Raw genomic sequence first — 14,148 nt, 5'->3', positions numbered from 1 at the left:
GTCTTTTTGAATTGTGCTGTTAATGTCACTAAGACAAAACTTAGATATTCACGACGACTTTACCAATCGCTTGACCACTGGCTAGACGATCATGCGCAGCGCCAGCTTGCTCAAGGGTAAACTCGTGTTCATCGAGAACCGGTTTTAGTGCGCCTGATTCTGCAATCTTGGCTAACTCTTTTAGGATGATGGCATGCTCGCGTCGACCAACATTGTGGATCATCGGAATAAGCATAAATACCACGTGCAATGACAAGCCTTTCATGTGAACGGTACTTAAATCTTGCTCATGCAAAGACACGGTTGTTGCAACTTGGCCGTTGAGTTTTGCTGCATCAAACGAGTTAGTTAGGTTTGCACCGCCAACTGAATCGAAGACTACATCAAAACCAGCACCAGAGGTGTGTTTCGCAACGTAATCGGCTACTGACTCAGTACGGTAATCAATCGCGGTTGCACCAAGCTCAGTAATCAGGTCATTCTTCACACCCGTAGAGCCAGTTGCGAAGACTTCAGCACCCATGTGACGAGCAAGCTGCAGTGCGATGTGGCCAACACCACCTGCGCCGCCATGAACCAGTACTTTTTGGCCTTGGCGAACACCAGCGCGAATTAAACCTTCGTAAGCCGTAATGCCAACCAATGGAATTGCCGCCGCTTCACGCATAGAAAGGTTGCTTGGCTTGTGAGCGATAAGGTCTGCGTCTGCCACCATGTATTCCGCTAGAGAACCTTGAAGGTCACCGAGGCCACCCGCACAACCATAAACCTCATCGCCAATCGCGTACTCGGTAACACCTTCACCAACGGTTTCAACCGTACCTGCGAAGTCCATCCCTAAAATGCCCGGAAGTTGTGGGTGGAAGGGTAAACCTTCGCCCATTTCACGCAGCATCATGTCAACAGTATTAACGCTTGATGCAGCGACTTTAACTAAGACGTGGCCCGCTTTAACTTCCGGTTTTTGTACGTCTGCTGTTTCAAATACTTCTGAACTACCAAACTGACGAATTACGGCTGCTTTCATTATGATTTCCTCGGTTGTGCGTTTGTATGGATTCAGTATAGGCGCGATTTCAAAATTGATAATTGGGCTGAAAAAGAAATCAGTTTTAAGTTTTTGTTGATAATAATACGAGTAATAAACCGCAGAGTTACTTACTCACCAATTGAGAGTAGAGATCAGATTTGCGTGATTTGTTGCTAGCCGTTATTGGGGAAATCACCTTTTAGTTTTCGTAGATACTGTTTCTTTTTATGCGTCATTGTTTGATGTTTTTTAGAGGCGTAACGTTAATTGCGTTGCTTTGAAAAATAGCAACCTAATGATTTTATTGGAAAAAGGAAGTGGATATGGCTTACGAAGGCTACAAAACGTTTACTGCAAAGCAAGAAGACGCAATTCTTTATGTCACGTTTGATTTTGGTACGGTAAACGTGCAAGGGCAGGAAATGTTGGCGGATTTGAATGGGTTAGCACTGCGATTAGAACGTGATCGTAGTGTCAAAGTGGTTGTATTCCAATCAGCCAACCCGGAGATTTGGGTTTGTCATTACGATACCGAATTGCTTAAAGAGATATCCACAGAGGCTGTTTCTCGCGAAGAAGCGAAGTTACTCGATCTTCAAGCGGTTCTTGAAAGAATCAGCAAGCTACCACAAGCCACAATTGCAAAACTAGAAGGCTTTGCCCGTGGTGGCGGTCATGAATTTGCATTGGCCTGTGATATGCGTTTTGCCGCTCGCGGTAAATACAAATTCATGCAGATGGAAGTGGGTATGGGCATCTTGCCTTGTGGCGGCGGTGCATCTCGTATGGCGCGTCAGGTGGGTTTAGGTCGTGCCCTAGAGATCATCTTGAGCGCTCGTGACTTCGATGCGGATGAAGCAGAAGCGTACGGCACCATCAACAAAGCGTTAGAACCCGATGAAATTGGCCCTTATGTTGATGCATTGGCGCAGCGAATTTCTAAGTTCCCGGCTGAATCTATCAATGCATGTAAACAGATGGTGTACGAGTCAATCGACAAGCCAATTGATGAAGCATTGAAAGCCGAAGCCTACTGGCTTTACCAGGCAACGAGCAAGACGCCAGCAGTTAAGCGTTTTCAAATTGCCGATGATCAAGGCTTAGAGCATGACATCGAGAACCAACGCAATTGGGAAGACTTGGTGATGAAGGTACAAGACATCAACTAAGCTGTTGCGTTAGTTTCTTATTAAGCACTAGAAAGGCGAGCCAAGTGGTTCGCCTTTTTGTGTTCATTGGTTTTTGCTTTATCGTTCTTAAAATCGCAGGCCAATCGAGCTTGTTTATGGGAATGAACTTTCGAATTAATTCACAGACTTGAACAACGTTTTTGATAGACTGCAAAGCGATAGTTTTAGTGAGGAACACGTTTAATGCCGACCATACTTTGTTTTGGCGATTCAAATACCTGGGGCGCAGTACCGAATGAAGACCGCCGTTACGGACTAAACGAGCGATGGCCATCCTTGTTACGAATGTCTCTACCGGACGGCTATGAGGTCATAGAGGAAGGGCAACCGGGGCGAACCACAGTGCACGATGACCCTTTTGAAGGTGAGAAAAATGGTCTGCGCTATTTACGCCCTTGCTTGGAATCTCATCTGCCTGACTTGGTCATCATTATGCTCGGCACGAACGACATGAAAAACTGCTTGGGTTTATCCGCTTTCGATATCTCTCGTGGGGCAGCTCGCTTAGCGCAAGAGGTTCTTAACTTTGATAACTGGGCAAAGCGGGAAGCGCCGCAAGTTCTATTAGTCGCGCCGCCACCCGTGCATGAGATTGGTTTCTTCGGCAGTATGTTTATTGGCGGGGCGGAGAAGTCCAAAGAGTTTGGCTTTCATTATCGAAACCGAGCACAGGAACTGGGATGTGCATTTTTTGATGCCGGAACCGTGGTGGAATCTTGTCCTAGCGAAGGAATTCATTGGCAACAAGACCAGCATGAAAAATTGGCTAAAGCACTGCAACCCATGGTGTTAGCGGCTTTTCAAAAATCATAGTTTCTAAAAGATTTCAGATACAAAAGGCTTTTCGTCTAAGGAAAAGCCTGTATTGAAAAGGTTGAGAAGCAGTGCGAGTATGCGCTGTGCCCTAAAGGTGGTGACGTATCTGGTTGGCGTACTCACCAATTGTAAAGTGCTTACATCGAGGCAAAACCGCTATCTGGGCACTCGTGTGCTGGAATTCTATGTATCCTTGCGAGACTGCCTTTTACGTGCGCCCACATCCGCAACATCGGACGCTTTGCAACAACCTCCGCCTTTGATCGGCTTACGTGAGAACATCACACCAATTGCGAGCATCGCAATACAACTTAGGAAAATAAGAACGGTAAGAACTAAAGTCATCACACCACCTCCTATAAATCGCTGTATTGTCATCTTTCTCCAATTTTATAAACAAAGCAATGGTCGTTTTGTAACCACTTATTATTTTTATCAATAGCCAGACCTTTGCTGGTGATGAAACGTGCTGAGAAACGAAGGCGAGTTCTGAAAAATCAGTCTCTGTGGTCTTTACCGATTCTTAAGCTTTGGGTCTAAGACAGCAATTGGATTCCTTCTATAACTCATCAAATTGTTATGTTATAACATGTGTTTATTCAGAGTTTGTAGGTCAAAGGTATGCCATCAATTCCAGTCACCATTTTGCATGGGTTTCTCGGGTCAGGGAAAACCACGTTTTTACGCAATATTCTTCAACAAGCCGATTCTTCTGGTATTGATCTTTCCGTTATTGTGAATGATATGAGTGAGTTAGACGTTGATGGCGTGCTTATCTTAAATACCGATGCGGTGAGTGAAGAGCAGGGCAACTTTGTCACGATCAGTGGAGACAGTATCAGCAGCCCGAGTGGTGTAAAGCAGCTCGATACAGCCCTTAAAAAGCTATGCGTAGAAAAATCGCCAGAATGGATTGTGATTGAAACATCGGGCAGTAGTCATCCTTTGCCTTTGGTTGAGTATTTCAAAAATAACGCACAATTCGCACTCAAAGACGTGATTACGTTGGTGGATGCGACTTGGTTGCGAGATGACTATCGACAAGGTTCTGCGTTAATTCCGAAGTGGCAGGAGAACGTACAGCAGGGTGTTCGCGGCGTTGAAAACTTGTTGGTAGAGCAACTCATGTTCTCAAACCGAGTCATGCTCACTAAGACGGACAAAGTGGATGACAATACCGTTCGCAACATCGCGCAGGCGATTCACCCGCTTAACGTTTACACCGAGATAATCAAAACGTCATGGGGAAACTTGGATATCCGCATGTTGAAAGGTGAGCAAGACTACAACTTCTTCCTCGTTGAGCAGCTAATCGCAGAACTTCGTGAGACGGTGAATGAGCCGTGGAATCTCTCTGATAAAGACGAACAAAGCCTTGTCGCCAAAGTGATCAAAGACGATCGGCCTTTTCATCCTGCGCGTTTGTGGAATACCTGCCATCAGTATTTAACTAAAGGTGTATTCCGTAGTAAAGGGTTCTTTTGGTTCCCAACTCGAGACGATGTTTCACTGCTTTGGAGCCAAGCAAACGGCAACGTGGGGCTTGAAATTACAGGCTTTTGGCGTGCTTCGGTAATCAATGACGAATCGCAAAACTTCACTGAAGAGCATCGTCAAATCCTGCAAGATAAGATAGACAGTGTTGAAAGCCGCTTTGGTGATCGTCGTTGTCGCTTAACGGTGATTGGGCAAGAAAACGAAGTCGATGTGTTTATTGATGCGCTGGAAAACTGCTTTTTAACGGAAGCGGAATTGGAGCAATGGCAACAAGGGGCAACATTTGAAGATCCTTGGCCAAAGAAAATAGCTAAGTTGAGCCAGAAGAAGATGCTTTGAATGTACTGGTGAGGGTTCCCTCGCCGCATGTTTGAATCTCAGCTTGTTCCAAGGCGGACTTGCTGCGTTGGATCGGTATAACAAAAGTGGCTCTGTGTAACGAAAAAGCCTCCCGAATGGTGGGAGGCTTTTTTGTCTCTCAGTGGTTTACTGTTCCCATTCAGGGAAAGGGTCTTCCAGAGATAACCAATAGTCGAGTCCTTGCTCCATCTCATCTTCTGTTAACAAGCATTCGTTAAGACGAGCAATCAATTTCTCTTGCTCTAATCCCTGACCAATAAACACCAATTCTTGTCGCATATCGCCATAAGGTTCTTGCCAAATGTCGTTTATAGCATCGAGGTAATCTTGATCCGTCGGCCATTCCTCCTTCGGAATCGCTTTCCAAAACATACCCGCAACACCATAACGTGCGATGCCTCCCGCTTGGCTCCATTGACCGACAAACTCTGGTCTGGTTGCTAGCCAAAAATAACCCTTGGAACGAATCAGTTTGCCGTAATCTTTCGCATTGTGGAGGAAGTCGTAAAACTTCTCTGGATGGAAAGGGCGTCTCGCATGATAGGCAAAGCTGGAAATGCCGTATTCTTCGGTTTCAGGTATGTGCTCGCCTCGCATTTCCTTCAACCAACCTGGGGCTTGTTGTGCCTTTTCAAAACTGAAGCTTTGTGTGTCGAGTACCGCATCAAGTTCTACTTCACCATTCGAGATAGGAAGGATGGTGGCGGATGTATTGAGAGTTCTAAGAATCGCAAGAAGCCTTTCGATTTCTGATTTCTCAGCGAGGTCGGTTTTACTTATCAAGATAACGTCAGCGAACTCTACTTGATCAACGAGCAAGTCGGCGACGCTGCGTTCATCGTCTTCACCTAAGGATTCGGCGGTCTCTGTTAAGAACTTAGCTTCATCGTAATCACGCAAAAAGTTAACCGCATCAACCACCGTAACCATGGTGTCTAAACGTGCAACGTCTGAAAGTGATAGCCCGTTTTCATCAGCAAACGTAAAAGTCTCTGCAACGGGGAGTGGCTCGGCGATGCCGGTGGACTCGATAACTAAGTAATCGAATCTGCCTTCTTGCGCGAGTTTAGTGACTTCTTCAAGTAGATCTTCACGCAGGGTACAACAGATGCAGCCGTTACTCATTTCAACCAACTTTTCTTCACTGTGGTTGAGAGAAACTTCATTCTGAACAGTTGCCGCATCGATGTTGACTTCGCTCATGTCGTTGACGATGACCGCGACTTTTCTGCCTTGTCTATTGTTAAGAATATGACTTAAAACGGTTGTTTTTCCTGCGCCTAGAAAGCCGGATAAAACCGTAACAGGGAGTTTCTGGGTGTTCATGCTCATGCTCTTTATAGTGTAATGTTATAATATAACAATTAATATAGTCGGTGATCTTAACTCTGGCATCAAGCAGTTTGTGACTGTGTCGAGTACTGCACCTTATTGGCGCATTCATTCGTCGTTAAGTTATACAGATTCAGATGTACAGAATTTAGAGATCGAACTCTTATCTCGGTGTGGAGGTTCTATGAACGAAGAGAAAAAGCATGTCATGACAGAAGAAGAAATTCTTGCAGCGCCCGAGGCGGATTATATGAATCAAGCTCAGCTCGCGTTTTTTGAAAACCGATTATTTGAGCTTTATGAATCGACGTTAGCGCATATTGAACGTGCGAAAGAAGAGATGATTGCGCCAATGGAATTCAGTGACGAAAGCGATAGGGCGTCCAGTGAAGAGCAATCTGCAATCGCATTAAGAATCATAGACAGAGAGCAAAAGCTGTTACCTAAGATTCAGCAATCGTTGGCTCGCTTGCGCGCAGGGGAATATGGCTACTGTTTAGAATCCGGAGAACCTATCGGTATTCCAAGGTTATTGGCGCGACCTACTGCTGAATATAGTGCAGAAGTAAAAGCCCAAATGGAGTCAAAAGAGCACTGGTATAGAGAGTAAAATGTCACCCAAGTAAATAGGGATAAAGTGGGTTTTAAATCCCTCTGCGTCGCATAATAACTTGCAAGGTATTACTTTTTTCACTCAACATGAATCTTCTTCATGTTGCGTGTGAGGAAATGTAACTTTCACTTACGTCATATTGTGATTGAATAGCCAGATAGATTTTAGCGGTATGGATGTCTAAATGGTAAATCTTACAATATTGGATGGTGGTATGGGGCGCGAGCTAAAACGCATCGGTGCTCCTTTTTCTCAACCTCTCTGGAGTGCTCAAGCACTTATCGAATCCCCACAGCATGTTACGCAAGCGCACCAAGGTTTTATTGATGCAGGTGCACAAATCATTACCGTCAACAGTTATGCCTGTGTTCCGTTTCATCTAGGTGAAGATTTGTATGCAAAACAGGGACGCGAGTTGGCAGAGAAAGCCGCGAAAATTGCTCGTGATGTCGTGACCGTGTCACAAAAAGAAGTGCTTGTTGCTGGCGCGATACCTCCTGCCTTTGGCTCTTATCGACCTGATTTATTTGAGGAAAAGAGCGCTTACGACATCAGTGTAACTCTATTTGAAGCGCAAGAGCCACATGTTGACATTTGGTTGGCGGAAACTGTCGCAAGCCTTGGTGAAGCGCGGGTGATCAGCCAAGTTCTGTCTAAAACCGAGAAGCCAGTTTATATCTCTTTCACGTTAGAAGATGAAGTCAGCGAAGTCTCGCGTCTGCGCTCTGGTGAGCTTGTTACTGACGCCGTTGAGGCGCTTCTTGATACTAATGCGACCGGTATTTTCTTCAACTGCTCAATTCCTGAAGTGATTGAACAAGCGATCAGAGATGTGAATCAGGTATTGGAGCGGACTGGGACGACGTTAACTATTGGTGTCTACGCGAACAGCTTTGCGCCCATTAAAGCGAATCACCAAGCGAATGAGTCATACCAAGGGCTTAGAAATTTCTCTCCAACAGAATATTTGGAATACGCGAAAACGTGGCATCGCTTAGGGGCGAGTATCATTGGCGGCTGTTGTGGCATTGAGCCTAGTCATATTATAGAACTGACAGCGTGGAGAGACAGCCTTGAAGAATCTTAATCTCGGACTCACCATTCCTGCGATTGGCACTGTCCTGCTTATTTTACTTGTCTCTTCGATGTTCCCTGAGCAGTCTCAAGCTATGGCGAACAACGCAATGACGTTTGTAACCGATTGGTTTGGCTGGTTGGTGCAAATCTGCAGTCTTGCTCTTGTTGGCTTTCTACTTTGGTTGGCGTATTCCCAGTACGGCGACATTCGATTAGGCGAAGGAAAGCCAGAGTATTCGAACTTCTCTTTTGGTGGCATGATCTTTACGGCTGGTGTTGGTGCATCGCTCATTTATTGGGGGATTGGAGAGCCAATGTACTACCTGCAATCGCCACCGCTCTTTGCTGAAGCGAACAGTTACACTGCAGCGGCGTGGTCAGTCACCTATTCAATGTTCCATTGGGGGATAACAGGGTGGGCGATCTACTGTTTCCCTGCGATTCCTTTTGCTTACGCTTTTTATGTACAAAAACGCCGTACATTGAAACTCTCTACACTATGTGAACCCGTGCTAGGTAAGAATCCAATCGTGGGCAAATGCGTTGACCTTTTGGCCATCTTCGGAACACTCGCGGCTTTTGCGAGTTCATTAGCGTTAACCGTCACGTTGCTGAGTACAGGAGCGGCAGAGTTATTTGGGATAGAGAATAACTTGTTGCTTCAAGGCGGCATCATCTTCTTATTCGTATTAGTTTTATTCGCAGTGACGCTGGTGGGCTTCAACAAAGGCATTAGTAAGGTATCCGATTACACGGTCATCGCTGCGATTTTATTTGCCTTGTTTGTGTTGTTTTCATCAAATGCCCAATTTGTGCTGAACAATGTAACGGATTCACTCGGAGTCATGTTAGATAGCTTCTTCCGCATGTCTCTTTGGACAGATCCAGTGCAGAAGAGTGGTTTCCCTCAAGCATGGACTCAATATTATTGGTTTTGGTACTACGCGTACTTAATCATGATGGGTTTGTTCATTACGCGTATATCGAGAGGCCGAACCATCCGTGAAGTCATCTTGTATACCATCTCAATGGGCGCTCTGGGATGCGCGTTCTTTATCTCAATCTTTGGTGGTTATGCGGTTTGGGCACAGTTATTAGGTGGTTACCCAGTTCAAGAGTGGATGAGCAATGGTGGATTGACGTTTGCCGTCGTCTCGTTGATCAAAACTTTGCCAGCGAACAATGTGGTTCTTGCGGTCTTTTTGGTGATTCAGTTCTTCTTAATGTTGACTACGATGTCGAGCGCTAGTGTGGCCACCTCGATGCTGACCACGAATCAGCTATCCCTAAACGGAGACCCAGATAACAAGGTCAAACTGATGTGGGCAGGGGCGATTGCACTTATCAGCTTTAGCGTATTCCTCACGGGTGGTGGCATCAATACCATTAAATCCTTGTGCGTGGTGGCGGGACTACCGATGATGTTTATCTACGGAATCTTGGTTAAACAACTGATGATGGAACTGAAAGACAAGACAGCTTCGCAACCAGAATCGGAAGCATCTGTGGAAGCACAAGAACTGATTGCTTAGCCTCAAACAACAAACCCTCTTCATGCTTAAACTTGAAGAGGGTTTCTATCGCTTCATCCACCAACTTTGGTTTTATCTCTTCTCTGAGCGCTAACTTGATGCGTTGTTCTTCATCAGTAAGTAAAACACAAACACACCCTCTCATTTCCAAACTAAGCCACGGTTATTGCTTTGAAGTGAAAGTAAAAAGTCGGCATGATGTTTACCAATTCAAAACGAGCTGCACAGAAGAAACACTCGCATACCTAATCTGACAGGAATAAACATGTATCAAGTTTTAAACGTGAATGAATATCCACAGGGAGTGGAAGTGTGCATTAAGTACATCCATGCAAAGTGGGGTTCGGAAGACAATTACGCGTACTTTGAAAATGCGATTCTGCATTCAAGTAAGAAAGAAGACGCCATCCCTCAGTTTTATGTGTTGGTCACTGAAGGTGAGATTGTTGGCTGTTTTGGTCTGATCATTAATGATCTCGTCAGCCGACATGATTTATATCCCTGGTTGAGCTCTTTGTTTATCGAACCACAACATCGTGGCAAGCGATTGAGCGAATTGCTGTTTAATCATGCGTTGAATGCTACTAAAAGTATGGGCTTCCAAAGCCTTTATCTGACGACTGACCACGATGGCCTTTATGAAAAATTTGGTTGGGATAGAATAGAAGACGCTTACGATCCGTCTGGTTATGTGACCAAGGTGTACCGTAAGTCTTTAGAAAACATCTAGAATCAACTGGAGTAGGTTTCTAGATTATCGATTAGTTAGTGTCCGAAGTAAGCAAGGAAGCGAAAATGCTATGGATTGTGACAAAGTACTTAACCACCGCCGCGATTGTGGTCCTCATTTCTGAAGTTGCTAAGCGAAGTGATAGGTTAGGTGCGCTCGTGGCTGCATTGCCAACCGTGACCATATTGGCGTTGGTATGGATGTATATCGAAGGGCAAGGCACAGAGAAGCTGTCTAACCACGCGTTTTATACCTTTTGGTTTGTTGTACCAACACTGCCAATGTTTCTTCTTTTCCCTTATCTACTGAGTAAGTACTCCTTCTGGATTACCTTGCTTATTAGCTGTGTTGTATCCGTAATTTGTTTTGCGATAACGAATTTGATCGCGAAACAATTTGGTATCAACTTGCTTTAAGCTCGTCTTCCTTTTGGTGTTGTACCCATTGGCGAGGTGACATACCAGATACATTTTGGAAAGCACGAGAAAAGCCCGAGTAGCTGTGGTATCCCACCTTGTCAGACACCCAGTTGAGCGGTTTATTTTGCAGTAATAAAGACTGGGCGACGGATACACGCCATTTTTGTACATAATCTCCAGGAGTCTCCCCAACCGCTTGTTTGAATGTCTCAATAAACTGAGTGCGAGACATGGCCGCCAATGACGCCAATTCATTAAGATGAAAATGACGGGCAGGGAGCTGATGAATGGCGGTCATGACGGGAGCTAAACGAGGGTGGGCGAGAGCTGCAAACAAGCCGTGTTCAATTTGCTTTTCCTCGATAAGATAACGAAAGATCAACGCCATTAAGGTATCGCTCAGCTTATCCAATAAAAACTCTTGTCCGATGCCATTTCCTCTTGCTTCCGAAGACAGCATATCCAAGACCGGAGTTAGGTTCGGCACTGCGTTAAAAGGGATAACGACGACATCCGGCAAGACAGACAATAGAGGGTTGATCTGCCCACCTCGATAATCCACATTGGCGCAAACCAATTCTGTTTCTTCGTTTCCTTCAATTCTATGCGGCGTATTGTTTGGCAAATAAATGATGCAAGGCTCTGTTAGCTTTTGAGCCTTCTCATTTGCGCTTGTCAGTATCAATTCGCCAGCATTCAAAACATGCAAATGGCCTCGGTTACTGTGCTCTGCTTGGAACGAGGAGATGCCACACAAGTGTCCAGAATAGAAAACACCTGTGCGTATTGAGAAATGCTTCATCAGCTGTGACAACAGATCCATGTTACCTCCGAACGATTCGCGTACTTTTTTGGTCTTTTGTCCCTTTATAGACCGGAAGAGTTAGCTAATTTATTCACACAAGGCAAACAAACACAGACAAGGAGCTTACTATGTCACGCATTAAATCAACTGGTCGAAAACTCACTTTAATGACCGCTTTACTCGGAACCAGTTTTTCACTGATGGCTGCGGATGTAGGCATGAGCGTTGATGCAAATGATCTCGCTATCAAGGGTTACGATCCGGTGGCTTACTTCACGGATAATGGCCCGACTCAAGGAAAGGCCGAGTATTCAGCTACGTACAACAATGCGATTTATCACTTTGTGAATGCAGCAAACCGAGACCAGTTTAAAGCTGATCCTCAAGCGTATGCGCCGCAATACGGTGGTTACTGTGCATTTGGTGTTGCTATGGGCAAGAAGTTTGAAACTGACCCAGAGGCTTGGAAGATTGAAGGTGGCAAACTCTACCTAAACTTGGATAAATCGGTACAGAAGCGCTGGCTAGAAGATACGCAAGGCTTTATTCAAGATGCCAACACCAACTGGACAACGATTAAAGTTGTTGATGCAGATAAGCTGTAACTGACGTCGTTTTTATCCTTTCTTCACATATTCAAGGCGAGCCAATTGGTTCGCCTTTGTGCATTGGGGCGAGGGAATGGACGTCCAACGACCAGCTACGGCAGTGTTTTGTCACAAGGTTGCCCAAGTGGCAGTATGATTTAGTTGCTTCATTCCATTATTAACTTTTAGGAATAATCGTTATAACTTCCAGCACTAAAGGGCTGCGGATAATATTGGATTCAGTTGTTAATAATATTCCTACAAACCTTTAATTCTGGAGGGAAAGCAAATGAAGAAAGCTCTAATTTGCGTAGCGCTAACTTTACCTGCATTTCACGTGTTCTCTGCGCCAACAGACATCAATTCGCTTGAACGTATCGACTACGGAAACTATCAGTTTTATCAACCATACATTGAAACGGTACACACGGTAGATTTGATTGCACCGCCACCAGCAGAAGGCAGCAAACAAGATATCGAAGATAAGCGTGTGGGGGCTATCGACTTTTCAGTTGATGACCCAGCGAGAATGGCTCAAGCGACACAAGACGCGCGTATTACTCCAGAATACTTTGCCAAGATTTATGGTGATGTATTGGGCGTGAAGATTACTAAGGAAGACACCCCAGCGATGTATACCGTTTTAGGACGTAGCATTGCTTCTTTTGGTCTTGCGACATCAGACTCTAAAAAGCACTACAACAAAGCGCGTCCATTTGCGGTAAACGGCTTACCTTCTTGTACACCTTATGCCGAAGACTACCTATCTAAAGATGGATCATACCCTTCTGGTCATACTGCATCAGGCTACGGGGTTTCACTCGTCGCCGCAGCAATTGCGCCGAACAATGCAAAAGCACTGACAGAGCGGGGGGCGGATTATGGCTACAGTCGAGTCGTTTGTAACGCACACTGGATAAGTGATGTAGAAGCAGGGCAAAAAGTGGCGCACATCGTGTTTGATAAGCTAAAGGCAGATAAACAATTTGCTGAGGATTTACAAGCTGCGCAGCAAGAGTACGTTGCGCTAACCCAATAACGATAAATCGATACAGATACAGGCGGCCACAGTGCCGCCTTTTTCATTTTGAGCTCTTGCTATATAGACTTCTAATCACGGCTGAAATCACTCCTTGACCTTAAGTTAGCTTGAGGTTTTATCTTCATAACCTCAAACAACAACCCACCAGAATCGGTAAGAAATCAATCGGAAAAGGAACTTCTATGAATCTAAATCAAGTGCTGTTAACCGTGAAAGACATCAAGTTATCTATCGAGTTTTATCAAAAGCTAGGGTTCAACTTGATTGTTGAAACAGAAAACTATGCGCGCTTTGAGTGCCTTGACGGAGATGCCACTTTTTCACTTTATCTCGGTGATCCAGAATCAAAAAGCAACAGCGTGATCTATTTTGAACACGAAGATCTTGATGCATTAGTCGATAGCTTAAAGAGGAAAGGCATCGAGTTTGTTCAAGAACCTACCGACAAAGACTATCTGTGGAGGGAAGCAATGCTAAACGACCCATCAGGTAATGAGCTTAAGCTGTATTGGGCTGGAGAGAACCGAAAGAATCCGCCTTGGCGAGTTGCTAACAATTAAGCTCTCTAAGCAAAGTAGCAGAGGTGAGCGAGTAGAGCGTGCTCACCTTAAAAAGGGCTTATGTTGCTAATTGACTGCTAGCAATTCACATGTCTGCTCGACAACTACTTATCAACATCACCGATAACGCCTTCATGAGATAGATCGCCAGATAACTCAGCTTGGATCTCTGCAAGGCTTTCTTCTTCAGCCGCGACGACTTTTCCTGTTAGAGCATCAACCTCAACTTCATAAGCTTTGTCACCTTTCTTAACGAAGACATCCCATTGCGTATCTGGTTCATCATGGCGAATGCCAAGCACTTCAACATCTAAAGCGCCAAGTGCGGATTTAATGGCTTCTTCTTGGCTAATGATTTTCGCGTCGGACGCGGCGTAACTTGGAAGGCTCAATACACCAAATGCGGTCAAGGCCGAACATAAGATTAACTTTTTCATTGGTTTCTCCTTAAGCTCTCATCTCACCAGAGAGAATTCTTTCGTTGGCGTTTCCATAGTGTAGGTGGTGACGTAAAAGAAATGTGAATATGCTATTTGAGCGGTATTAATCCTAAAACAC

Annotated in this window: 16 protein-coding genes; 11 read left to right on the top strand and 5 right to left on the bottom strand. The window is 45.0% G+C overall.

Going from position 1 to position 14,148, the window contains the following annotated elements:
* Window positions 1-40: 40 nt before the first annotated feature.
* The gene (locus C1S73_RS24260; RefSeq protein WP_038871731.1) at window positions 41-1,027 is read right to left on the bottom strand and encodes a zinc-dependent alcohol dehydrogenase family protein; all 987 of its coding nucleotides are present in this window, start codon (window positions 1,025-1,027) and stop codon (window positions 41-43) included.
* A 326-nt stretch (window positions 1,028-1,353) separates the two neighbouring features.
* On the opposite strand from C1S73_RS24260, the gene C1S73_RS24255 reads away from it, so the two are divergent.
* A complete protein-coding gene (locus C1S73_RS24255) occupies window positions 1,354-2,199 on the top strand; it encodes an enoyl-CoA hydratase/isomerase family protein (protein ID WP_095760400.1) in 846 nt (281 codons plus the stop codon).
* A 204-nt stretch (window positions 2,200-2,403) separates the two neighbouring features.
* Window positions 2,404-3,033 (top strand): SGNH/GDSL hydrolase family protein, encoded by a 630-nt coding sequence (locus C1S73_RS24245; RefSeq protein ID WP_038871097.1) that lies wholly within the window; start codon window positions 2,404-2,406, stop codon window positions 3,031-3,033.
* Window positions 3,034-3,219: 186 nt separating this feature from the next.
* Here C1S73_RS24245 and C1S73_RS27820 read toward each other — a convergent pair whose 3' ends face one another.
* Window positions 3,220-3,384, bottom strand: coding sequence for a hypothetical protein (locus tag C1S73_RS27820; RefSeq protein WP_158654991.1), 165 nt, complete (start codon window positions 3,382-3,384; stop codon window positions 3,220-3,222).
* Between the two features lie 273 nt (window positions 3,385-3,657).
* Here C1S73_RS27820 and C1S73_RS24240 point away from each other — a divergent pair, with 273 nt between their 5' ends.
* Window positions 3,658-4,872 carry a CobW family GTP-binding protein gene (locus C1S73_RS24240; protein WP_038871094.1) on the top strand — a complete coding sequence of 405 codons (1,215 nt, stop codon included), beginning with the start codon at window positions 3,658-3,660 and terminating at the stop codon, window positions 4,870-4,872.
* Between the two features lie 147 nt (window positions 4,873-5,019).
* On the opposite strand, the gene zigA is transcribed toward C1S73_RS24240, so the two are convergent.
* Window positions 5,020-6,219, bottom strand: coding sequence for a zinc metallochaperone GTPase ZigA (zigA, locus tag C1S73_RS24235; protein WP_038871091.1), 1,200 nt, complete (start codon window positions 6,217-6,219; stop codon window positions 5,020-5,022).
* 190 nt (window positions 6,220-6,409) lie between these two features.
* Between zigA and C1S73_RS24230 the strand changes: the two genes are divergently transcribed.
* The 5 genes from C1S73_RS24230 to C1S73_RS24210 all read left to right on the top strand — a co-directional run bounded on the left by C1S73_RS24230 (window position 6,410) and on the right by C1S73_RS24210 (window position 10,593).
* Window positions 6,410-6,835: a TraR/DksA C4-type zinc finger protein gene (locus C1S73_RS24230; protein WP_038871089.1), complete on the top strand. Its 426-nt coding sequence runs from the start codon at window positions 6,410-6,412 to the stop codon at window positions 6,833-6,835.
* A 187-nt stretch (window positions 6,836-7,022) separates the two neighbouring features.
* A complete protein-coding gene (locus tag C1S73_RS24225) occupies window positions 7,023-7,925 on the top strand; it encodes a homocysteine S-methyltransferase family protein (RefSeq protein WP_038871087.1) in 903 nt (300 codons plus the stop codon).
* Window positions 7,912-9,447, top strand: a complete 1,536-nt coding sequence (locus C1S73_RS24220; RefSeq protein ID WP_038871084.1) for a BCCT family transporter — start codon at window positions 7,912-7,914, stop codon at window positions 9,445-9,447. Before C1S73_RS24225 ends, C1S73_RS24220 begins: the two co-directional genes overlap by 14 nt.
* Window positions 9,448-9,712: 265 nt before the next feature.
* Window positions 9,713-10,177, top strand: a complete 465-nt coding sequence (locus C1S73_RS24215; RefSeq protein ID WP_038871081.1) for a GNAT family N-acetyltransferase — start codon at window positions 9,713-9,715, stop codon at window positions 10,175-10,177.
* Between the two features lie 65 nt (window positions 10,178-10,242).
* Window positions 10,243-10,593, top strand: a complete 351-nt coding sequence (locus C1S73_RS24210) for a DUF3147 family protein (RefSeq protein ID WP_005440716.1) — start codon at window positions 10,243-10,245, stop codon at window positions 10,591-10,593.
* Here the strand turns inward: C1S73_RS24210 and C1S73_RS24205 are convergent.
* Window positions 10,580-11,419 carry an AraC family transcriptional regulator gene (locus C1S73_RS24205; protein ID WP_038871077.1) on the bottom strand — a complete coding sequence of 280 codons (840 nt, stop codon included), beginning with the start codon at window positions 11,417-11,419 and terminating at the stop codon, window positions 10,580-10,582. The genes C1S73_RS24210 and C1S73_RS24205 overlap by 14 nt on opposite strands.
* Before the next feature lie 110 nt (window positions 11,420-11,529).
* Here C1S73_RS24205 and C1S73_RS24200 point away from each other — a divergent pair, with 110 nt between their 5' ends.
* The 3 genes from C1S73_RS24200 to C1S73_RS24190 all read left to right on the top strand — a co-directional run bounded on the left by C1S73_RS24200 (window position 11,530) and on the right by C1S73_RS24190 (window position 13,590).
* Window positions 11,530-12,006 carry a YHS domain-containing (seleno)protein gene (locus C1S73_RS24200; RefSeq protein WP_033006299.1) on the top strand — a complete coding sequence of 159 codons (477 nt, stop codon included), beginning with the start codon at window positions 11,530-11,532 and terminating at the stop codon, window positions 12,004-12,006.
* Between the two features lie 271 nt (window positions 12,007-12,277).
* Window positions 12,278-13,027 carry an acid phosphatase gene (locus tag C1S73_RS24195; protein WP_038871074.1) on the top strand — a complete coding sequence of 250 codons (750 nt, stop codon included), beginning with the start codon at window positions 12,278-12,280 and terminating at the stop codon, window positions 13,025-13,027.
* A gap of 185 nt (window positions 13,028-13,212) precedes the next feature.
* Window positions 13,213-13,590 (top strand): VOC family protein, encoded by a 378-nt coding sequence (locus tag C1S73_RS24190; RefSeq protein WP_038871071.1) that lies wholly within the window; start codon window positions 13,213-13,215, stop codon window positions 13,588-13,590.
* Window positions 13,591-13,694: 104 nt separating this feature from the next.
* Here the strand turns inward: C1S73_RS24190 and C1S73_RS24185 are convergent, their stop codons facing one another.
* A complete protein-coding gene (locus C1S73_RS24185) occupies window positions 13,695-14,027 on the bottom strand; it encodes a PepSY domain-containing protein (protein WP_038871068.1) in 333 nt (110 codons plus the stop codon).
* Window positions 14,028-14,148 lie beyond the last annotated feature (121 nt).

This window comes from Vibrio jasicida 090810c (genome assembly GCF_002887615.1).
GTDB lineage: Bacteria > Pseudomonadota > Gammaproteobacteria > Enterobacterales > Vibrionaceae > Vibrio > Vibrio jasicida.
The sequence above is the reverse complement of the archived record's forward strand: the minus strand, read 5'-3'. Positions and strand labels throughout refer to the sequence as shown.